The organism is Shewanella sp. MM_2022_3 (assembly GCF_022557375.1).
GTDB lineage: Bacteria > Pseudomonadota > Gammaproteobacteria > Enterobacterales > Shewanellaceae > Shewanella > Shewanella xiamenensis.
The window spans coordinates 159515-180227 of the sequence record NZ_JAKZGV010000004.1; the positions used below are offsets into that span (position 1 = coordinate 159515).

Below are 20713 nucleotides of genomic sequence, written 5' to 3' on the forward strand. Positions count from 1 at the left end.
TGTCTTGTCGCGATTTGCTGTCACAGGGAGGTTATTGGGAAGGGAAGCCATATTTGATATTTAGGTATTGTTTGCCCTGCCTCCACAAGGGCCTCGCCACCTTTATTCCTTAGGGGTGGCGTTTCTTGTTTGGGGCAAGCAAGATTACTCGCCAGTATTATTAATCCACTCGCTCATCACCACATGGGTTTTAATCTTGATGATATCGGTGTGAGTATCGATATATTCGCGGATTTCATGCAGACGACGCATTGATGGGGCATGGACATACACCAGCAAATCCATATCACCGGAAATACCACGGCAGGTAATTACTTCGGGGATTGCATGGAACACGTGTACCACATCGGCGCAGCGGGGACATTTATGTTGGATTTCGAAGTAGGCCGACACTCCCTCTTTTTGCGATTCGCTCAGCAATACTTGATAGCCACGGATCACGCCACCTAGCTCTAGTTTTTTTATCCGCTCGGCAACCGCGCTTCGGGAAAGGTTGACCTGCTCTGCAATACTGGAAACACTTTGGCGAGCATTTTGGCGCAAACAATTGATGATGGCGGTATCAAACTTATCCAACGTAGACTCCGATAAAAATGGGTATAACAAGTGAGGCGGCCTAAAAGTACAACTCAGTATAAGGCCTTGAGTTACACCGTCATTTTGCCTGAAATAGTGCTTTTTACCGTCATTGTGCTGGCGTTTACCACTAAGAACACCGAAATTGACGGCAGATTGCGGCGTAAAATCTCACTATACTGACGGCTTCAAAACCATTGAATGTTAACAGATGAACTCACATAGCGGAACTATAGGACGTTGGCAAGGTGCAGGCTTGATGGCCACCACTTTGCTGGGCACTGGGGTGTTTATTCTCCCGCAAATGACAATCGACAAGGCCCATGCTGGTGCGCTTATCGCTTGGTCACTCCTCACCTTAGCCATTATTCCGGTGGCGCTGATTTTTGGGCGGCTGGCGAGTGTCTTTCCCCATGCTGCGGGCCCCGCTTATTTTGTGGAAAAGGCTTTTGGACGTACCGCAGGCCGTACTATCGGACTCATTTTTTTGTTGGTCGTGCCGATGGGCGCGCCCGCCGCGATTTTGATGACTTTCCAGTTTGTTAATGCACTCATTCCCCTCGATGGCTGGCCCAAGGTGGGCGCTGAGGTGTTCGTTATTTTTGGCTTGTTCCTGCTCAATCTTCGTGGCATTCAAGTGTCGGCCAAACTGCAATTCGGCTTAACCCTTTGTATTGTCGCCATTGTGGTGGTGCTCTTTGGCGCAAGCAGTCTTCAGCCTGGGCATTTAACCTCACTTGCCAGCTATGGCTCACCAGAAATCTCTACCATGATGATTGCCGCAGGTATCGCTTTTTGGAGCTTTTTAGGGATAGAGGCGATGACTCATCTCGCCGATGATTTTCGTCGCCCACAGCAGGATATGATCCCAGCCATGATGATGGGCACTGTGCTGGTGGGGGTTATTTATGTGGCCTGCACACTGATTTTACTGTTAGTGCCAACTGACAAAAGCGTGGCGATGATTGGTGTATTCGATACGCTTTTAGGGGGATACGGTGCGCAAGTGATTGGTGTGTTGGGAATTGCCAGTGGCCTTGCCACAGTAAACGTCTATGCCGCCAGCGCTGCGCGTCTTGTATGGAGTTTTAGTTGTGAAGGTATTTTACCGCGCTGCTTTGTGGTTAAGAATCGTCATGGTGTGCCGATCCGTGCCTTGGCGGCCTTACTTGGCGTGATGGCGAGTGTGATAGTGCTGACTCACATCACGGGTCAGGAACTCGAACATCTTATTGCCTGGAGTAACGGGGTGTTCGTCGTGATCTACTTAATGGCGATGTTAGCTGCTGCTAAATTATTGCCCCGTCGCAACTTACCTTTAGTGGTATTAGGTTGTGGCTTCTGCTTAGCGTTAGGTATCGCGCTTGGGGCAAGCATGGCCTATGTATTTGCGTTAATCCTATTTGTTGCCCCATTCTTGTGGTGGCAAAAGAGCCATATTAGTCGTAAGCGGGCCTTGGCGGTTAACAAGGTTGCTTAATCCCGATGTCATTCAAATAATGACAGATCAGCACGCAAGGTTTTAAGCGTGCTGATCTGCGAGTCTTAAATCTGTTGATCCAGTTTAAAATCGAGTTGTACTTGTTGATTTAATTGGGGTACGGCTTTGCCCGCATCAAACTTAGGTTTGTATTTCCAGTTTTGCACTGCTGAAAGCGCTGCCTTATCAAACACTCGCTTCGGGTTAGCATCGAGCACGCGCACATTGCTGACCGTACCATCCGCAGTAATATCAAAGCCTACGACCACATAACCTTCCTTACCATTTTGTGCTGCTTCAATCGGATAACGAGGAGACACTTGCACCACTGGCAAGGCTTCTGCTGACATGGCCGATTGAGTAAAGAGAGTCGTTTGAATCGGCATTTCGGGAGTAAAAGTCTGGGGGCTAAATTCGACCACTTCAGCACTTTCGCCCGGCGTTGTGACCCGCTCCCTTGTTGGGATGGGTTTAGGCGGTTCGGGTTGGCGACTTTCCTTCGGAGGAATGGGTGTTCGCTCGCTCATCAAAATATTGATTTGCGGCGCATCTGACGTTTGTCCGCTCAATGGCTGTGGATGATGGATAAGTTGCGCCATAAACACGAACAAACCTAAGGTGATCAGTGCGCTAACGATAATAATCCCGGTGCGATTAACCAGTGCATTTTGGCCCATAGTGCTTCCTTACAATTGATGAACAATATTTAATCTATAACATCCACTGCTTATTATTTGAAATATTTATTTACAAATAAGGTTAACTATTGAGCAAGTCTAATATCTTTAACTATAACGCAAAGCGCGAATTGCTGTGATTTTTGCTGTGTTGCAGAGGCATTCTTATGATTGGCGGGCTGAATTTTCACTAAGATTGCGATTGCTAAATACTGACTGAAAAGCTGCACATTCAACTCATAAGTGTTCATAAGCTTAAGAGCGAGGCGAGATTTTGTGTTCTATATTTTGATCATTCATCTAGAAGGAGAATAAATATGGATTCTGCTGCGCTACTGAGTCGAGTTGATGAGTTGCCCCGTTTACCTAAAGCAATCAGTGAACTGCTTGATGTCGTTAACGACGACAACGCTACAGTAAAAAATATTGCGACTAAGGTGTCCCATGATCCCCTGATCAGTGCCAAGGTACTCAGATTAGCTAACTGCGCCTATTACGGCCACAGTCGCGAGGTGGGCAGTATTGATGAAGCCGTAGTACGCCTTGGAATGCAAACCTTGCGTACCTTAGTGTTAGCATCTGCCGTGATGGGGGCGGTGCCTAAATGCAATGGTGTTGATTTAGCGCAGTTTTGGGGACAAACCTTCGAAATTGCACTCTACAATCAAGAGATGGCCAAACGGTGCGGCGTTCAGCCCGACGAGGCTTTTACCTGCGGCATCCTTCACCGTATTGGTGATTTATTGATTGCGGCAATTTCCCCTGAAGATGCTGAAAAAATTAACGAAGCTGTCGCACAGGGTAAAGATAAGCATGCTTTTGAGCGAGAACTCCTCGGTTATGATTCCCCCGATATTGGTGCTTTGTTGGCTCAAAATTGGAAATTTACCCCTGCATTGGTGCAAGGCATTCTCTACCAAGATCATCCTAAGGATTCGAATCCATTTTCTAAATTGGCAGCTTTGTTGTGTTTATCCCACAAAGTATTAGCGGACTGGGACACTATTGAGGATGACGATAAAACCAGTTGGCTATCGCAGCTTGCGACTAAAAAAGGCTTAAAAATGGAAATGGGTGGGCTTCGGTCTAAGTTAACGGAGCTAAGAGGCGTCGGTTTTGAAATTGGTAAGGCGCTTGCCTAAGCCAGCTGGAACAGGAAACGGCAATCTACAACCTTGATTCAAAAGCATGAATGGCAGTACTGCGATTCATGCTTTTTTATGGCTTGCTTTTAGCGTGCCACTTGGGCTTCGATGGCCTGATTACGCATCTGAATAAGCTCGCTGTGTTTGAGATACAGCAAATCAGCAGTACGGCGAATGATTTGATCTTCGTACTGGGAGAGTTGTCCATCGGCATAGGCTAATTGCCACATGGCTAGTAATAATTGCTGTTTTTGCTCCAAGCTAAATTCGGCATTAATGGTATTGGTAAACTCAAATAATGAGGTGGCATTACCTTGGGCTTTTTTGGCTTCTTCAATTAAATCATTAGCATCCTGCGCCGACATCGATAGGGTCTCTGTCAGAAGCTTAGGCAATAGTGCTCTTTCTTCTGCGGCGAGGGTTTCATCGGCATATACCACTTCGAGCAACATGCTCGCCGCCGCTAATTTTAGCTGGTGGGCTTTCTCCTCTGGAGAGATGGCATGGGTGTGAGATTGAAGGAATCGTTTCAGCTTCGCAATCATAAAGTGGCACTGCTCTGGCAAGAAGGAATAACTAGATAGAGTGATTTTTCACGTTAAAGTTCACCCTAAGCATAGGCTTAGGGTGGGGCGACATTTATAGCAGAGTATTTAAACCCTTCATCAGCAGATCTGAGCTGCCTTCGGCGCCATTTGTCTCAAGATAAGACTTGGCAATATTGATCATTGGCATGGCTAATTCTTTAGAAATACCCAGTTTTTCAAAGGCATCTAACACCATTGCGCTACCTTGCAGAGAAGAGCCAATATTGCCAGCCTTAGACAACAGGCCAGAAACGCCTGAGTTCGCATCAAGTTTAGGTGCTGCGGCTAATAGGCTGTCGGCATTAGGGATACTGGCAGCTAGTTTGGTGTAATCATTCGAACCTAGACTCGATTGTGCTAGACCTAACAGACTACCTAAACCGCCTTCGGCTTGGGTTTGGTTCAGTCCGAGTTGCGACATCACGCTGCCAACTAATGCGTTGGATTGGGTGACGCTACCAGTGGCCACTTTCTCTGTTTTTGCTGGTGTTCCTGCAAGGTTATCTAACCAGCCAGCACTGGTGGGTGTGGCTAAAAGTGTGGCGCTAATCAGAATAGAGAGTGTGAAAGTGTGTTTCATAGAGTGGCATCCTTTGACTGTTTGCGCGCAATAAAGTGGACAGTGTAACGGCTTTGAGACTTTTGTTGCAGCCCTTTTCTGTGATTTACGGTTCACTCAGGTGATTTGTGTTGTGCATTGGGGCGGGATTTTGGGTATCCTTAGCGACAATTCACGGTGTTAATTTACTTCAATTATTTTGGAAAGGCGCATGTCACTATCCGCAATTTTGACCGAAGCTTATAACTTTTTCCGTAATCATCTCACTCAGCTTGCCATGCTGACGGTGCCACTGTTATTAGTGCAGGTTGGTATTCAGCTATGGCTTGGCACAGAGATGAGCAAAGTTGATCTGGAAAACCCGCAGTTTGGCGCATCACACATGATCGCTATGATGCTCCTTCTGCTGCTCTTCTCGGTATTGATTGCGGCGTTAACGCTGTTTTTAGAACTGAGATCCCAAGGGCATAATCCATCGGCTGGTATGGTACTGAAAGCCAGCTTACCCTTTGTGCCACCTTTACTCTTGGCTGGCGTATTCTCTGGACTGGCCATTTTAGCGCCAGTGATGCTATTTGCAGCGTTTGGCCCTATGTGGTTAGTGGGACTCGTTATTAGCTTTTATCTGTTTGCTCGCCTAGCCTATGTGAACTTTATGGTGGTAGTTGAGCGTTTAACACCGCTGGAAGCGATTAAGGCAAGCTTTAGCTTTAGTGGGCCGATTGTGTTAAAAACCATTGCGTTATTGATGCTTTACTTACCGCTTTCTGTGGTTGGTAGCCAGCTTTCTGCAGCGGCATCTTTTGGTGGCTTGCCTGTGCAATTGCTCGCGGATACCTTTATGGCGTTTATTGGGTTATTCGTAAACTTGGCATTGTTCCGTTTGTATATGGTGTCTAAAAAGCCAACTGCGGAATAATATCAACTGAGCACATTCAATTTGAGGTAAGGATTTATGGGGACTGAGGCTGAGTTACTGGATAGTGAATTTATCCAAGGGTTTTCGGCCTCGCTTCTTGATGATTACCTCAATGCTAAAAACTATGTGCAGGATGTGCCTACTCAGTCATTACTGCATATTCGCAGTTTTACCCATAGGCTGACTGACTTGCTAGGGCAGAGTAAAGCGGTGTCCTTTGCTAGCCCCAATCTCTATGATCGTATTGAGCTGTTAAATCAAAAACGGCTGATCGATGTGAAGACCACCAGAGCGTTGCATCGCCTGCGCGCTGATGGTAACCGTGGCGCTCACCCTGAAAAATATCATCTTACCCAAGAGCAGTTACTCGCCTTAGCCCAAAAAGCCATTAAAGATGTACTCGCTTTAGTCGAGCATCTGTATCCGAAGGTGGTTGGCTGCGAGGCGCCTGCATACCGCTTTCAAGCCAGCGATGCGATAACGGTTAAAGATCTCTGTTACCGCGCGGTGATGGAGGATGATCCCAATGCGCAGTATCTTGTGGGGATCTCTTTTAAAACCAAAGCATTAATGCTTAAGGAGCAGGAGCTTGCCCTCGTCGATCAGTACTATGGTACTGAAGACGATAGCCCAGTAGTAAAAGCTGTCGCACAAAAAGCCAGTGATACTTTTGCTAAGGCTGCCTACTGGTTTGCCCTTGCAGCCCCAACCCATATGCAAGCCCTCTATGAGCATGGAGTGAGTTTAATCCATGGCTATCAGGGAGAGGCCGATGCCATTAAAGGCGAGGCTGCGATAGCTACTGCGGCTGAGGCTGGCGTGGTCAATGCGATGGCGCTGCTTGGCTATTTCTACCTAGTGGGCAGTGAGTCATTTAAGCCGGATTTAGCCCAAGCGAAACACTTTTTACAGCTGGCGGCCGAAGGCGAGCAAACCGAAGCCATGGCGAATTTAGGCGTGCTTTACTATCAAACCAAGGATTTACTGCAAGCCTATCATTTTATAAGTAAAGCGGCGCAGGCGGGTTATCCTCATGCCCAATATCATTTGGCCTTAATGCTCGCCAATGGCGATGGTTGTCAGCGAGATCCTATCGCGAGTGAGTATTGGATGGCCGAAGCGGCAGAGCAAGGTCAGCTCGATGCCATGCTTACCCGTGCGCAACATATGCTAAATGATGAAAGTGGCTTGGGTGGCGATGTGAGCCAAGCTGAGCGCTATCTGCGTGAGGTCATTAAATATGGTCACAGTGTGCCTGCCATGATTGAGCTGAGTATGGCATTGGCCGACGGCATTTTGGGGCGCATTGATGTGGTGGGTTCTGCGGCGCTGCTAAATCTAGCGCGCCGTCATGCCAATAGCAAAGAGGCTGAGATCATCGAGCCTCTTTGGCAATCGCTTGTTTTACAAATCGATACTGTACTGAAGATCACTCAAGATCCCGGTGAAATTCATACCCTTAATCGCGCCAAGGATCTGCTAAGCGCTTAGGGCTACTCTTCCTCTTTTTGATGTTCAAAGATACGACCTCGGTACTGAGTTGCATGGGGTTCACGCACAACATTCGCGGTTTGATTAAACGTTGACGTTTGGCTAGTCGCCTCGCTCGCTTGTGCCTGCGCTCGGCGCGCTTGCTCACGATTAAACTTACTCAATTGGCGCGCTACATAAATACGACTAAATAGCACTAAGCAGCCTAGAGCAATTGCGCCAAATAAAAGCACAAAAGGTAATAAAAACAGAGATAAACAGATTAGACTGACACTGATTGCCATCGCTAACCAAGCCCGTGCTCCTGAAATGCGTGGCTGAAATGGGCTCTGTTGAAATTGTTGATAAATCATAAGAACTCCTAATCAAAATGGGTGAGGCTGAAGGTGAGTCGCCCAGTATTTGATAACGGGCTTGGCCAAATTGCTATGTTAGAGAAGCCTCTTTCCCCAATGTTATGGACGTTCAGTGTGCAATAAATAAACGGATTGGGTCACGTTAATTTGGGTTAATTTACGTTCTTTTACGTCCATGACTTTAGTTTGTTGGTGGCTTGTGGTTGATGTGAACTTTGGGTTGTTATTTGGTGTTTCTCAGGTTTTAATTGGTTATCTTTATGTTTTTGCTTAATTATTTATTAATTTGGTGACGAGTGATTCTTTGTTTGCGCTGTAACATGTGCGAAAATTTAGCCGAATTTTTGATTGGTTTTGGCTAACACTGTAAATTTATTACAGTAAGTGCCAGCCAGTCTTACCACTTCTTCCTTCAAAGCTGTAAAACCGTAGATACCAACATGAACTCATACTCGCTTAAACAAAAGATCCTGATTTCGGTCGTGATTGCGCTTTCCCTCGTGATTGGCTTGCTGTCGTGGCAAAGTTATTCCAGTCAAAAGTCATTGTTGTTGCAAAATAGTTTGGAGCAGGTGCAGCGACTGGGTGATCAACAGGCTGAGCGCATTCAAGAGTGGTTAGCTGGGCGTCAGGATATCGTAGGGGCGTTAGCCGTTAAAGTTGAAGGTGACAGTTTAAACGCATTGCAGCAGGCGCAAGCTTCTGGGCGATTCCAACTCACTTACTACGGTACGCAAGCGGGGCAGATGCTGGACTCCGATCCAAGCATAGACCGTACGGGTTACGATCCGAGAGCGCGCCCTTGGTATAAACAAGCGATAAATGAGCGCGGTCTTATTCTCACCAAACCTTATGTTGACGTAGCTTACAATGTGTTAGTGGTCACTATGGCACAGGCGGTTTCACAAGGTGTGGTTGGGGGCGACCTGTCGATTGCGAGTTTGGTTGAAAGTGTCAATCGCATGACCTTACCAGCCAATGGTCATGCAATCATGCTGCACAAAGATGGTACTGTCATCGCTTACAAAGATGCCTCTAAGGCGATGAAACCCGTTAGCGATATCGACAACGACCTTAATCATAATTTACCCCAGCAGAGCCGTCAGGCCAGCACATGGCTGCCAATGTATTTCGAAAACGAAGGCCGCGATAAGTTAGTTTGGGGTGTCGATATTCCCAATACCGATTGGGAATTAGTGATAGTACTGGACAAAGAGACGCTTGAGGCGCCATTAACTAATTTACTGCTGACCCAATTGGGGCTGTCGGCCGTGATGCTATTACTGAGCGTATTGGCCATTTCTTGGTTGGTGAATCTATTGCTAGGTCCGCTTGGGCGTGTATCGCAGGCGCTCGCGCGTATTGCCGATGGTAATGGCGATTTAACCCAACGTATTGAGGTTGATACGCAAGATGAAGTGGGCGTACTGGCCGACAGCTTTAATCGATTTGTCGGCAGTCAGCATCAGCTCATCAGCCATATTCGTCAGTTGGCTAGTGAACTGGATGCGGACGCAGAGCGTAGCCTCAAAACTAACCATATTGCCGTGGCCGAATTACAGCGCCAGCAACAAGAAGTTGCCATGGTCGCGACCGCAGTAACCGAAATGGCAAGTGCTACTAATGAAATTGCCGCGAATGCGGAAAATACCGCTACAGCTGCGCAGCAATCAGCAGCGAGCAGCTTCCAAGGGAAAGAGTTAGTTAATAAGACCCGCAGTTCGATTAATTCTTTAGCGGATGAAGTCACTCAAGCAACTGAGGTCATTGAAGATTTAAGTCGTCACGCTCAGTCGATTTCTAGCATTTTAGCGACAATTCAAGGGATTGCTGAGCAGACTAACCTGTTAGCCCTCAATGCGGCGATTGAGGCTGCCCGTGCGGGTGAGCAGGGCCGTGGCTTTGCTGTGGTGGCCGATGAAGTGCGGGTGTTATCACGCCGAACACAAGATTCGACCCAAGAAGTACATGCGACCATTGAAACTCTGCAACGTACAACGACGAAGGCGGTGAGTTTGATGGAAAGCAGCCAAGTGTTAGCGGGTCATAGTGTTGAAGACGCTAATGCCGCAGCGAAGGCACTGGAGGAGATTACTCAAGCCGTACATGTGATTTCGGACATGGCAGGCCAAATTGCGACCGCGGCTGAAGAGCAAACCCAAGTAACGGGTGAAATCACTCAAAATACGGTGGCCATTAAGGATGTGACCGACGAAATTACCGAAGCAGCGAAGTCGGATCTGACCCAAGCTCAGGCATTAAAGGCGCGTGCTAATGATCTCAATGCGCAGGTCGCGACGTTTATTCTGTAAGTTTGCTTGAATAAAACAGCCCAGAATACGTCAGTGTTCTGGGCTGTTTATTACTCACTCAATTAACCCTGCGGCAGCATCAGCTTTTCGACACTCTGGCAGATAGTGTCGCGCATCCATTTATGGCCTTGATCTTCATCATTACGTTGATGCCACAGTAACACATAGGCCATTGGCATAAACTCAAAGGGTAAAGGCAACAGCTTTAATGGATAGAGTTTACAGGCATGTAGGGCAAAGCTAGAAGGTAAGGTAAAAATCAAATCACTGTGGGCGCAAACACTCGCCGCGCCATAAAAATCTGGCACAGTGGTGCTAATTTTGCGCCTGTGCCCTAGCTCTGCCAGAAAATAATCCAGCGCCCACCAATCACTCCCTTCACAGCGCACTTGCACATGCGCCATCTCTAAGTACAAGGATAAATCCCATTGGGGCGAGGTGAGAGCGGCCATCAAGGGATGAGCTTGGCGCACCAAACATACCTGTCTATCGGTAAACAGGGTTTGGCAGGCAATGCCTTCTGGTAGTCGGTCAGTGTGTGAATCTGAGAGTGGGTGTAGATCCCGTCCTGAAATCCCAAAGTCAATTTGCCCTTGCTGCAAGTCATGCATAGATTTTTCGGTCCAGACATAGGAATCGAGCTTGATATTGGGCGCACTATTTAATAGTGGACCTATAAAATAGGGGATCAAGGTTTCGTAGGCACTTTCGACCATGGCAAAGGAAAACTGCCTATTACTGCTGGCTGGAGTAAACGTCGGTGGCTGAGTCAGTTGATATAAGTCCTGCAGAATATTCGGCAGCTTTTGTCCAATATTGAGCGCATGTGCTGTGGGTTTTAGGCCATGGGCAGTACGTTGGAATAGGGGATCATCTAACGTTTCTCGCAGGCGATTCAAGCTCTTGCTCAACGCCGACTGGCTAATGTGTAATCGGCTCGCTGCGCGGGTGACACTTTGCTCTTCGAGCAAAACCTTCAATATCACCAGTAGGTTGAGGTCGATTCTGGCTAAGTTGTCGAGATTCATAGATATTCCTCAAAGGAAATTCACTTTGGAAATTATACCATTTCTGTTCATACCTTGAGTTATTTAAACTACCGCCCACTGAAATACCTTTTACTGTTAAACCGAGATACATGTTATGCGGCGCAATCTGTTACCTATTTTGATGTCTTTGGTGCTACTCAGCCCATTGGCAATTGATATTTACTTACCTTCTATGCCCACCATGGCGGCAGAGTTCGCCGTGTCTGCCAGCGAAGTACAGTCCACATTAGTACTGTTTTTATTTGCTATGGGTGTGGGCCAAATTTTGATTGGCCCCTTGGCCGACCGTTACGGACGTCGACCTGTGGCACTCTTTGGCGTGCTGCTCTATGGTGCCAGCAGTTTGCTTGCGGCCGCTGCGATTGAATTCCATTGGTTACAAATTGCCCGGGTATTACAAGGTTTGGCTGCCTGCTCGACCTCTATTGTGGTCTTTAGTGCAGTGCGCGATTGTTACTCACCAAAAGAAGGCGCCAAAATTTACAGTTACTTAAATGGGGCTATCTGCGTGATCCCTGCACTAGCGCCAACCTTAGGGGGTCTATTGGCTATGCAATTTGGCTGGCGCTCAACCTTTGTGTTTATGACCCTATACGCGATTTTGATGATGCTCTTGGTCGGCTATCGTCTACCCGAAACTCGTCCAGCCAATACCGTTAGTACTGGCCCTCTTTATCGTTGGAGTCGCTATAAACCTGTGTTAAGTAATACGCATTTCTTGTTTTATGCTTTTGCTTGTATGTCAGCTATGGCGGCGATTTTAAGTTATGTGTCCTACTCACCCGTGTGGCTTATTGGCCATTTAGGGGTATCCGAGCTGGCCTTTAGTGGGTTATTTGGATTGAATGCATTGGTCAATATTGCCGCGTGTTTTGTTGCGCCAGTAGTGATCCGTAAATTAGGTAATCGTCCCACCGCGATCTTCGCATTAGCACTGCTGGTGCTCTCGGCGATATTAATTGTCACAGCGCAAGCCTTTGGCCCGAGTGTAGGAATGGCTGCTGCTTTTGCCTTTATGTTACCTATGATGTTGTTGTGTATTGGTTTTGCATTCTTGTTAGGCCCAGCAACCAGTATGGCGCTCTCTGCCTTTGGCGAGCGAGCGGGAACAGCAACGGCAATGTTAGGTTTTATCCAAATGAGTGGCGCATCAGTGATTGCAGGCCTAGTGCAGCAAACAAGCCTGACTGCACCCTATGCGGTGGCGTTAGTGATGGGATTTTTCTCTATCGGCTTACTGTCAATGATGGCGTTAAGCCGATTCGACCACTGGCACCAAGAGCAATTAGCCGCAGAACATTAATACGCCCTAAACGGCTAATTAAAGAAACACCCTTTGCCCGTAGCTTATTTGACCATCGCTACGGGCATTTTTTATGGATAATTCAAGTTGCTATACTACTGGAAATTATTTATCGAGAACTCGCTTTGAGCCGTCAATATTGTCCTATTTGCTGTTATCCGATGAATGCTTGCTTATGCTCCCATGTGCAGCAGATAAAACCGCAGACGCAACTAGTGATATTGCAGCATCCCTCCGAAGTCGAGCATAAAAAGAATAGCGTCAAGGTGTTAAGTCTAGTTATCCCTAAGACCCAAGTGTATGTGGGCGAGACGGAAGCGGATTTTGCCTCGCTGCGGGAGCAATTAAGCCGATGTCAGCGCCCTGTTTATCTTGTATATCCCTCTGAGCAGAGCGCGAGTGTTGAAAGTCAGTCTATATGCGCTGATTGTGTGTTGCTATTAATCGATGGTACCTGGCGAAAAGCCTTTAAAATCTTGCAATTAAACCCATGGTTAACACAATTTCCGGCAGTGCATTTGGCCGAAGGCTATACGTCAAGATACAAGATCCGCAAATCAAGCCGCAGTGATAGTCTTTCAACATTAGAGGCGTGTGCTTATATGTTAAAAGCGCTTGATGAGGGTTTAGATGTGAACCCGTTATTGGTCGCCTTTGATGCTATGGTTGCGATGCGATTGCAGGCGATGCCCGCAGAGGTGAGGTTGCGCTATGATTAATTTCACTTTTTAGAATTGCGGGAAGTGATTTTCATTTTTTGCATTTTTGAGACTCTGTACGAATTAAAATAGTTAAAATCTTATTCAGATCACGCTAACGTAACGTAAAACAAGGTTTAATAGTGACGATTCATTTGCACGGCAAATGATGAGATAGCTTTGCCAGCCAATTGCTTTGCAGGGGAGTGATTCCATATTTTATGGTGTGCTGGCAGGGCTATCGAGCCTATCGATAGCCAATCCATATTATCTTAATAAACAATCAGTCACTGTGTTTAAGCGCCTTTAATCGTCTCTATTTAAGCAATGTATTTCTCGGCTAAATAGGACTGAGTAAACTGCTCAACATAACTTGGATAACCAAATAAAAAGCCTTGGGCAAAGCCTTGTCCCATATGGGTAATAATGTCTTTTTGTTGTTGTGTCTCAATGCCTTCCGCCACAAAGTGAATGTTGAGCGCCTGTGCTAATTGCACAATGGCATGGCAGAGTTTTTGGCCTGATACATCATTCAAACGTAGAACAAACTCAGCATCAATCTTGACACTATCAATGGGCAAGGTACCTAAGCGGCTTAAAGAAGAAAGGCCAGTACCAAAGTCATCAATGGCAATGCCTACACCTAAGGCTTTAATACGTTCTAGCGTATAGCGAGCCTGTTCTGGTTGGCGTAGCAGTGCAGATTCAGTGATTTCTAAAATTAAGGCTTCAGCGGGTAGGGCGACCATTTCCAGCGCACTGACGACTTGGCCGACAAAGTCTACATGCTCTAATTGCAACGGAGAGACGTTAACCGAAATCTTAAAATCGGGCTGATATTGTGCGCGCCATAGTGATGCTTGCTTGCAGGCTTGTTCGAGTACCCATTGTCCTATGCTGACAATGAGCCCCGTTTCCTCCAATAAAGGCACAAACTCAGCTGCCTCATAATGTTCGCTGGGAGACTTTTGCCAGCGCAGTAGTGCCTCAGCACCAATGGGGGTGTTGGTGTGCAAATCCACAATGGCCTGATAGGCGAGTTTAAACTGCTTTAAACTGTGGGCATGCCTGAGATTATTGATGAGTTTTAATTTAAGCTCAGCGGCTTGGCTCATCGCTTTATCATAAAACACTAAATGAGGCTGGTTCTTCTTTGCGCAATACATGGCGGTGTCGGCCAAACTAATCAGTTGGCCAGCCTGATCACCGTGTGTAGGAAACAGCGCGATACCAATACTGGTACCGAGGAAAAACTTTTGCCCTTCGATTTCGAACGGACTGTCGAATAAACTTAAAATTTGCTCTGCGAACTCTTGGATTTCTTCCTTACAACTACAATCTTGTAGCACTAAGGTAAATTCATCCCCACCCATACGGGCAATATCCGCTTTTTCGATACAACCCGCTTCTAAACGGGCGGCAACGAGTTGTAATACTCTATCGCCCATTGAATGGCCAAAGCTGTCATTGATATTTTTAAAGCCGTTGAGGTCTAAAAACATCAGTGCGCCGAGGGCGAGAGGATCGTCTTTTAATTTCTCAAGTGCGCCATTCAGTATCTGTTTAAGATGAAAACGATTTGGCAACCCCGTTAACGTATCATACATGGCGCGGGTGGTCAGTTGCGTCTCGAGCAGCTTTTTGGTGCTGATATCACTAAAGATATTCACATGATATTGAATGCCATCCGCAGCGATGCGCCGACTACTCTGCCATGCGGGAAACGTGCTGCCATCTGAGCGTTGTTTTAAGGCTTCACCCTGCCAAAACCCGCGCTGTTTTAAGGCTTGCAAACACTCGCTTTGTTCACTGAGATTAAGCGGGTTGGCTTCTAAAAAATCGGGCGTTTTATTGATTAATTGTTCCGCGCTATAGCCACAAATACGACACATCGCCTTATTGACCGCCAATACCTTATTGTCGGTGTCGGTGATATAAACGGCCTCGGCACTTTCTTCCAAGGTCGTCGAGAGGATTTCTTTCGGGATATGGGCAAAACCATCGGCAATCGCTGGCCTGACTTGAGTTCTACGGTTTAATGCTTGTAACTCGACCAGTACAACAGGTTGTTGCTGTAAATAACAACGATAGAGGTTTACTCGGGTGGGCAGTTCATTCCCTTGATGATTAAGGTGGAGCCAACTGAATTCGACATTAACCCCCGAGACGGCTTCAAGGATCATCTCCCGCGCAAATTCAACACTGTTACGCCCAGATGATTGAATTCTAGGGGAAAAATCATAAGGTGTGGCATTGACAAAGGTGTCATATTCAGTACCAAAGTAGTCTAAGGTGGCACTGTTTGCGCTAATAAAACTAAAGCCTTGGATCAGTGCGAGGGGTGTTTTATGGGGATGGGCTCGCCAAATAGAGAGTTTCTCTTGCAACAGCGGATCATCTGTTGTGAGTTTATTTAGCAAGTGCTGCCATCGAATCATTAGGATACTCCCTCGGTGACACAGATTAAGGTCACATCCTTTCCCTTAGTTTTTGTTTATATCAAATCGTACATCATTCATATGGGGTTAAAAATAAACCGAATCGATGTTTTGCTCAAATATAAATTAAAAAATAACAGTTTAAGATAGGTTCATTTGATTTACTTCAGCGAAAATCATGCTAACTCATCACGGCAAAATAATGTTTTATGCTATGTTTTGCCATGCAGGCTCAGTTTGGCCTGGCCATTTGTGAATTAAGGACTCTAGAGAAGGTGTAAGATGCAAAGACTAGTCAAAACTATCGTTTTAGGTATGTGTCTCGCCGCGGTGTTCTCCGCGGTAAATGCTGCTGAACAACCCAAACCTCGGTTAACCTTGGAGCAAAGGGCTGATAAGGCGCGTATCGACTCTGAGCGGATTGAACAACTGCAACTTGAAAAGGCGCGCCAAGCAGCCAAAACAACCTCAGCACGGGAAGAAACAATAAAACAGCAAACCAATCCGCAGGATTGGGAAGTGCAACAAAAGCTCAAGGCGCAAAAGCAATTTGATGAAAGGGAAAGCCGTGAGCAAAAATATCTGCAAGAAGCCAAGGAAGCGGCGGCCAAAGAGCGTAAAATCCCTAAACCTTAGCTGTTAATCGCGATCTATTTAAAGGCAATCTCTGCCGTTTGCCTTACGACTTTTTAGGAACTGCTGTTGAATACCTGTCCGCTGTGCCATAGCACCGATTTAGTGGCTTATCATCAAGATAAACGTCGTTGTTACCAACAATGCCAGCGCTGTGCTTTGGTGAGTGTCCCCGCCGAGTTTTATCTAAGCTCTGAAGCCGAAAAAGCCGAATATGACAAGCACGAAAATCATCCACAGGACCTCGGTTATCAGCAGTTTTTAGATAGAACCCTCGCTCCTTTGTTGACCCGCTTTACTCCATCGGCGTTAGGGCTCGATTTTGGTTGTGGTGAAGGCAAAGTCTTAAGTCTGATGGCCAAAGCGCGGGGTTATCGGGTCGAGAACTACGATCTTTATTACGCTAACCACCCCGAGTTACTGACTCGCCAATACGATTTTATTACCCTTACCGAAGTGATTGAGCACGTAAGTGATGCCGATGCTTTGCTGACTCAGTTAAAGGGGATGCTCAAACCCAAGGGCATTTTAGCCGTGATGACCAAGCGAGTGCTTAATCCCACGGCATTTAGCACTTGGCATTATAAAAATGATCCCACTCATATTAACTTTTACTCCGAAGTCACTTTTCAGTGGCTTGCCGAGCATTATGGTTGGCGGCTCGAAGTGATAGATAAAGACGTGGTGTTTTTGCATCAAGCCCACTAATGCGTCGGAGGCTTTTGCTGCCGCAGATAAGTTGGGATTTGCAACTTATCTAAATCAAACTTCGATTGTGCTGGTTCGGGTATGGGTAGGGCTGGACGTTTAATAAAATCATGCACATTGATGTAGCTATCATCAACAATCTGTGCCGGGTCTGGTTTTGCTGTCTGCTCTAATCCAATTCCCGTTGCAATCACCATGATTTCGAGCTCTGACTCGAGTTCAGGATCTATGGTAAGCCCAATAATAACAAGCGCATCCTTGGGTAATTGCTCATGCACTGTCGCACCGATTTGGTTGTATTGACTGAGTTCGATGGTGTCTTTGGCTACCACACTGACAATCGCAGCTTGCGCTTGATTTAGCTGGATATTATCGAGCAGGGGATGTTGCATGGCGCGTTTAACGGCTGAGACTAGATCGTCATCCGCCTTAAGGTTACTCACGCCCATGGCCGCACGGCCTTGGCGACTGATGACGGAAATAAAATCATTTAAATCAATATTGATAAGCCCAGCTTGGCTGATGGTAGTGGCAAGCCCAAGCAGTACATCTTGCAAAATTTTATTGCTCTCCTTAAAGGCGTTAAGCAAGGTGACTTTGGCCCCGAGCACCTCGGCAAGCTTGTCATTGGGGAGTACGATAACAGCATTGGCACTTTCCAATAATGCTTGTAATCCCGCCTCGGCATTGGCTGCTCTATGTTGCCCCTCAAAACTAAAGGGCGTAGTGACGACGGCGATAACGGGTTTCAATAGTTCTCGGGCGAGTCTTGCGACCTGTGGAAGTGCACCAGTGCCCGTTCCGCCACCTAAACCCGCAGTCAAAAATACAATATCCGCGTGCTGCATTTGCTGACTTAATTCCTGGGCCGATTCAATCGCAGCTGCACAACCGACATCGGGTTTAGCGCCAGCGCCTAAGCCTCTGGTGGTTTGCGGGCCAATTTGAATGCGGGCGTGGCTGCTGGTGGCCGCCATGGCTTGCGCGTCGGTATTTACTGAGACGAGTTCGACGCTTGGCGGCAGATTGGCGTGGCTGAGTTGATTAATGGTATTGCAGCCGCAGCCTCCTACACCCAACACGGTTAATTTGGGCATAGTGCTAGCGGATCCTTCACTGATAAGTTCAAACATGGTGATTCTCTCGATTAGCTGTTATCTCTTAAAGCTAACCTTGAGTAGCGACTAGACTTGTCGCATCAAACACTTAAACTGAAGAAAGATATTTGGCATACATTTTTTGGCTTAGGGCTGCAAAATGCTCCCGTAGTTTTTCTGGGGCTAATACCTCAACGGTGTCGGCCATTTCCCATAGCGCCGCGCGAAGTTTTGGGGTGTCATTGACCTCAGCCGTTACATAAAAGCGGCCATCCTCACGTAATTGCATGGTTTGGTTTTCACTAAATTTAGCTTCACGCATGATAAAACTTGCCCGATCGGCGAACAGTAATTCGAGGTGAATTTTTTCACCACTTAGACCTTGGGCGGTTTTATTAATATCGAAATCTGTACTCGCCACCGCAGGAGTTGAGAGTAACTGTGCATCACGCAGTAAACCTATTGGTTTATGATGGCGGCGTTTATCAAAACTGCCAATCGTAAAGGCGAGCAGTGCTACACCGTCACGGATTAAAATTCCCTGTGGATTGATTGGGTTGTAATGCAGCCAATGCATTTTGCCATTGATCCGTTTTTTTATATCGCAGCTAATTTGCTTTTTATCCAAAATCGCCTGTTGTATTACCTCTAGGGATTTAGGTTCGTGCTGCGGCAGGATAAAGGGATAAGGCTCTGGGAGCTGTGCAACTCGGCAAGCCCAATAAAGCCAAGGATTCTCAGGATCGCTAGCCAGCACTTGGTCGGCCCGTTCGAAATAGGGTTGCAGTTGTTGCAAGCTTTGTGGCGGCATCAACTGGCTGGCACTTCGCTTTAAGGTGGTTAATGCCAGCGCCATATGTTGATCCATTAACTCCAGATTAAGGCCACGCCAGCAAGATTCAATTGACCAACCATAGGGCTTGTTTCTGTCATCGAGGCGCAAGCCAAAGGTGCCCATTTCATACATCGCCTTGAGGTCTCGCTGCACTGAACGCTTACTGATATCTTGCGTGCGGTTTGCTAGTCTCTCGACTAATTCATTCACCGAAATTTTGCGCGGAGCACGCGGGATTAAGCTGAGTAAGGTCACTTGACGCTGAAAATTAGGCTGCATGTAAATTGATAAGTTATAGGCTTAGGCTCGAATATCCGTATATTAATCAATAGCAGCGACAAAAGCTGTCGTAGCTATTGAGCTTTCGCCTATAAATGATGTTTAAAAGGTGATGGAGAGTTAAAAGCAGTGAAGCTGAATCGTCTAATCGAGGCAATCGGACACCCAACCTTAATCGAGCGGTAGTTAATCTCCGACTATGCTTTGGTTAAGCATTAAACAAGGAGGTTTGTATGCCGCGCCCTCGTAGAACTCAGATAAGTCTTGAACTCTCACCTTAACATCAGTCCCTATTACCATTGCTGTAGCCGCGTTGTTCGGCGGGCTTTTTTATGTGGCGATGATAGTTACTCGGGTAAAAACTATGACCATCGCCGCGCTTGGGTGGAGTCATTATTATTTGAACTTGAAGCGGTTTTTGCCATCGATATCGCAGCATTTGCGGTGATGTCGAATCATCTGCATCTGGTGTTGCGGGTGGATATCGAGACTGTCAATTGCTGGACTGACCGCGAAGTCCTTGAGCAGTGGCATAAGTTGTTTAAGGGCGATGAATTAACGCAAAAATTCGTAAAAGGTGAGTTAGTTGAAGCCTATGAGGTCAACAGATTAAAGCATTCAATTGCCCTTTATCGCAGTCGTTTGTGTGATATTTCATGGTTTATGCGCTGTTTGAATGAACCGATTGCAAGGCAAGCAAATCAAGAAGATAACTGCACTGGCAGGTTCTGGGAAGGTCGGTTTATCTATTTATTTTATGGAGACTCAAGCCCTACTCGATGAAGCTGCGGTATTAGCCTGTATGACTTACGTTGATTACTCTTTGTTAAAAGAAAGTCCCATTAGAGCGCAACTCGCTGATACGCCAGAACAATCCGACCATACCAGTATCCAACTACGTATTCGGGCCGCATTAAAAGGTGAGCAGCCGAGCAATCTCCTGCCATTTATTGGTAACGAGTGCGACAACCAACCCAATGGCATTGCGTTTTCCTTAACCGATTACCTTCAATTGGTGGATGATACAGGCCGAATTATTCGCAACGATAAACGTGGAAGCATCAGTGAAAGTAGCGGTAAGTTACTGACCAGATTAAATATCCCCCATAAGAACTGGCTCAAACTGACCACCGAGTTTGGCAAGCTATTTTACGGTCCCGTGGGCACCTTGCAAGCACTAACCGATTATTGCGAACATCTCGAAAAGCGACGACGGCACTTTGCATCAAGCTGCCAGCACTTTCATTGCAACTGATCTATATCACTTCGAAAATAATTATCGCCTAATATCTCTCAATCACTATGGGATGGCTTGCCATGCCTGAAATGCACCATTTTTGAATGAATTAGCTCAATTTATTGCCTCAGATTCAGTCCTAGCCACGTTTGATAGCTCTTGTTCAAACCATTTGAGCCAGAACGGGTTGTAGGTAACCTAAAAGTGTATTATGTTTTTGATTTAAAATGGGTGGCCGACTTATTTTTATCTGGGTGTAAAAGCCAGAGTGTTCGCCGAGCGCTTTGCTTTAGATAGCTCACACGCTGTATCTGAAAGGGGTGAGTTTGCCTTA

18 protein-coding genes and 1 pseudogene are annotated in these 20713 nt (G+C 46.6%); 10 read left to right on the forward strand and 9 right to left on the reverse strand.

The window, feature by feature from the left end; all coding sequences use genetic code 11:
• Positions 1–144 precede the first annotated feature (144 nt).
• Positions 145–576, reverse strand: coding sequence for an Lrp/AsnC family transcriptional regulator (locus MMG82_RS04310; protein WP_037423593.1), 432 nt, complete (start codon positions 574–576; stop codon positions 145–147).
• Between the two features lie 211 nt (positions 577–787).
• On the opposite strand from MMG82_RS04310, the gene yjeH reads away from it, so the two are divergent.
• Positions 788–2056, forward strand: a complete 1269-nt coding sequence (gene yjeH, locus MMG82_RS04315; RefSeq protein ID WP_241406520.1) for an L-methionine/branched-chain amino acid transporter — start codon at positions 788–790, stop codon at positions 2054–2056.
• Positions 2057–2121: 65 nt separating this feature from the next.
• Here the strand turns inward: yjeH and MMG82_RS04320 are convergent, their stop codons facing one another.
• Positions 2122–2733 (reverse strand): energy transducer TonB, encoded by a 612-nt coding sequence (locus MMG82_RS04320; protein ID WP_144345289.1) that lies wholly within the window; start codon positions 2731–2733, stop codon positions 2122–2124.
• A gap of 317 nt (positions 2734–3050) precedes the next feature.
• Between MMG82_RS04320 and MMG82_RS04325 the strand changes: the two genes are divergently transcribed.
• Positions 3051–3875, forward strand: coding sequence for an HDOD domain-containing protein (locus tag MMG82_RS04325; protein ID WP_037423586.1), 825 nt, complete (start codon positions 3051–3053; stop codon positions 3873–3875).
• Between the two features lie 89 nt (positions 3876–3964).
• Here the strand turns inward: MMG82_RS04325 and MMG82_RS04330 are convergent, their stop codons facing one another.
• Complete coding sequence (locus tag MMG82_RS04330) at positions 3965–4423, reverse strand: TerB family tellurite resistance protein (protein WP_037423583.1); 459 nt, start codon at positions 4421–4423, stop codon at positions 3965–3967.
• Between the two features lie 94 nt (positions 4424–4517).
• Positions 4518–5045, reverse strand: coding sequence for a DUF2780 domain-containing protein (locus MMG82_RS04335; RefSeq protein ID WP_047537971.1), 528 nt, complete (start codon positions 5043–5045; stop codon positions 4518–4520).
• A gap of 190 nt (positions 5046–5235) precedes the next feature.
• On the opposite strand from MMG82_RS04335, the gene MMG82_RS04340 reads away from it, so the two are divergent.
• Both MMG82_RS04340 and MMG82_RS04345 read left to right on the forward strand, forming a co-directional pair.
• Complete coding sequence (locus MMG82_RS04340; RefSeq protein ID WP_037423577.1) at positions 5236–5943, forward strand: hypothetical protein; 708 nt, start codon at positions 5236–5238, stop codon at positions 5941–5943.
• Between the two features lie 36 nt (positions 5944–5979).
• Positions 5980–7434, forward strand: coding sequence for a DUF4145 domain-containing protein (locus tag MMG82_RS04345; protein WP_047537974.1), 1455 nt, complete (start codon positions 5980–5982; stop codon positions 7432–7434).
• A gap of 2 nt (positions 7435–7436) precedes the next feature.
• Here MMG82_RS04345 and MMG82_RS04350 read toward each other — a convergent pair whose 3' ends face one another.
• Positions 7437–7787, reverse strand: coding sequence for a hypothetical protein (locus MMG82_RS04350; protein ID WP_037426678.1), 351 nt, complete (start codon positions 7785–7787; stop codon positions 7437–7439).
• Between the two features lie 443 nt (positions 7788–8230).
• Between MMG82_RS04350 and MMG82_RS04355 the strand changes: the two genes are divergently transcribed.
• On the forward strand, positions 8231–10102 hold the full coding sequence (locus MMG82_RS04355; RefSeq protein WP_047537977.1) for a methyl-accepting chemotaxis protein: 1872 nt from the start codon (positions 8231–8233) through the stop codon (positions 10100–10102).
• A gap of 62 nt (positions 10103–10164) precedes the next feature.
• Here MMG82_RS04355 and MMG82_RS04360 read toward each other — a convergent pair whose 3' ends face one another.
• The gene (locus tag MMG82_RS04360; protein ID WP_047537980.1) at positions 10165–11130 is read right to left on the reverse strand and encodes a LysR family transcriptional regulator; all 966 of its coding nucleotides are present in this window, start codon (positions 11128–11130) and stop codon (positions 10165–10167) included.
• 115 nt (positions 11131–11245) lie between these two features.
• Here MMG82_RS04360 and MMG82_RS04365 point away from each other — a divergent pair, with 115 nt between their 5' ends.
• Positions 11246–12454, forward strand: a complete 1209-nt coding sequence (locus MMG82_RS04365; protein ID WP_037423563.1) for a multidrug effflux MFS transporter — start codon at positions 11246–11248, stop codon at positions 12452–12454.
• Between the two features lie 125 nt (positions 12455–12579).
• Positions 12580–13173 (forward strand): tRNA-uridine aminocarboxypropyltransferase, encoded by a 594-nt coding sequence (locus MMG82_RS04370; protein WP_172591312.1) that lies wholly within the window; start codon positions 12580–12582, stop codon positions 13171–13173.
• A 299-nt stretch (positions 13174–13472) separates the two neighbouring features.
• On the opposite strand, the gene pdgA is transcribed toward MMG82_RS04370, so the two are convergent.
• Positions 13473–15590, reverse strand: a complete 2118-nt coding sequence (pdgA, locus tag MMG82_RS04375) for a diguanylate cyclase PdgA (RefSeq protein WP_088586315.1) — start codon at positions 15588–15590, stop codon at positions 13473–13475.
• A 315-nt stretch (positions 15591–15905) separates the two neighbouring features.
• On the opposite strand from pdgA, the gene MMG82_RS04380 reads away from it, so the two are divergent.
• Positions 15906–16226 carry a hypothetical protein gene (locus MMG82_RS04380; RefSeq protein ID WP_235522233.1) on the forward strand — a complete coding sequence of 107 codons (321 nt, stop codon included), beginning with the start codon at positions 15906–15908 and terminating at the stop codon, positions 16224–16226.
• Positions 16227–16292: 66 nt separating this feature from the next.
• The gene (locus tag MMG82_RS04385; RefSeq protein WP_172591313.1) at positions 16293–16931 is read left to right on the forward strand and encodes a class I SAM-dependent methyltransferase; all 639 of its coding nucleotides are present in this window, start codon (positions 16293–16295) and stop codon (positions 16929–16931) included.
• On the opposite strand, the gene ftsZ is transcribed toward MMG82_RS04385, so the two are convergent.
• Positions 16928–18028, reverse strand: a complete 1101-nt coding sequence (ftsZ, locus tag MMG82_RS04390; protein ID WP_241406521.1) for a cell division protein FtsZ — start codon at positions 18026–18028, stop codon at positions 16928–16930. The genes MMG82_RS04385 and ftsZ overlap by 4 nt on opposite strands.
• Before the next feature lie 109 nt (positions 18029–18137).
• Positions 18138–19142: a WYL domain-containing protein gene (locus MMG82_RS04395; protein ID WP_069453993.1), complete on the reverse strand. Its 1005-nt coding sequence runs from the start codon at positions 19140–19142 to the stop codon at positions 18138–18140.
• A 233-nt stretch (positions 19143–19375) separates the two neighbouring features.
• On the opposite strand from MMG82_RS04395, the pseudogene MMG82_RS04400 reads away from it, so the two are divergent.
• Positions 19376–20397: pseudogene (locus MMG82_RS04400) on the forward strand (transposase).
• Positions 20398–20713 lie beyond the last annotated feature (316 nt).

Coding starts and splice junctions, on each gene's coding strand:
- MMG82_RS04330 (WP_037423583.1), bottom strand. CDS start 4,423: ATGATTGCGAAGCTGAAACGATTCCTTCAATCTCACACCCATGCCATC.
- MMG82_RS04360 (WP_047537980.1), bottom strand. CDS start 11,130: ATGAATCTCGACAACTTAGCCAGAATCGACCTCAACCTACTGGTGATA.
- ftsZ (WP_241406521.1), bottom strand. CDS start 18,028: ATGCCCAAATTAACCGTGTTGGGTGTAGGAGGCTGCGGCTGCAATACC.
- MMG82_RS04380 (WP_235522233.1), top strand. CDS start 15,906: ATGTGTCTCGCCGCGGTGTTCTCCGCGGTAAATGCTGCTGAACAACCC.
- MMG82_RS04365 (WP_037423563.1), top strand. CDS start 11,246: ATGCGGCGCAATCTGTTACCTATTTTGATGTCTTTGGTGCTACTCAGC.
- MMG82_RS04350 (WP_037426678.1), bottom strand. CDS start 7,787: ATGATTTATCAACAATTTCAACAGAGCCCATTTCAGCCACGCATTTCA.
- MMG82_RS04395 (WP_069453993.1), bottom strand. CDS start 19,142: ATGCAGCCTAATTTTCAGCGTCAAGTGACCTTACTCAGCTTAATCCCG.
- MMG82_RS04320 (WP_144345289.1), bottom strand. CDS start 2,733: ATGGGCCAAAATGCACTGGTTAATCGCACCGGGATTATTATCGTTAGC.
- MMG82_RS04345 (WP_047537974.1), top strand. CDS start 5,980: ATGGGGACTGAGGCTGAGTTACTGGATAGTGAATTTATCCAAGGGTTT.
- MMG82_RS04355 (WP_047537977.1), top strand. CDS start 8,231: ATGAACTCATACTCGCTTAAACAAAAGATCCTGATTTCGGTCGTGATT.
- yjeH (WP_241406520.1), top strand. CDS start 788: ATGAACTCACATAGCGGAACTATAGGACGTTGGCAAGGTGCAGGCTTG.
- MMG82_RS04340 (WP_037423577.1), top strand. CDS start 5,236: ATGTCACTATCCGCAATTTTGACCGAAGCTTATAACTTTTTCCGTAAT.
- MMG82_RS04325 (WP_037423586.1), top strand. CDS start 3,051: ATGGATTCTGCTGCGCTACTGAGTCGAGTTGATGAGTTGCCCCGTTTA.
- MMG82_RS04335 (WP_047537971.1), bottom strand. CDS start 5,045: ATGAAACACACTTTCACACTCTCTATTCTGATTAGCGCCACACTTTTA.
- pdgA (WP_088586315.1), bottom strand. CDS start 15,590: ATGATTCGATGGCAGCACTTGCTAAATAAACTCACAACAGATGATCCG.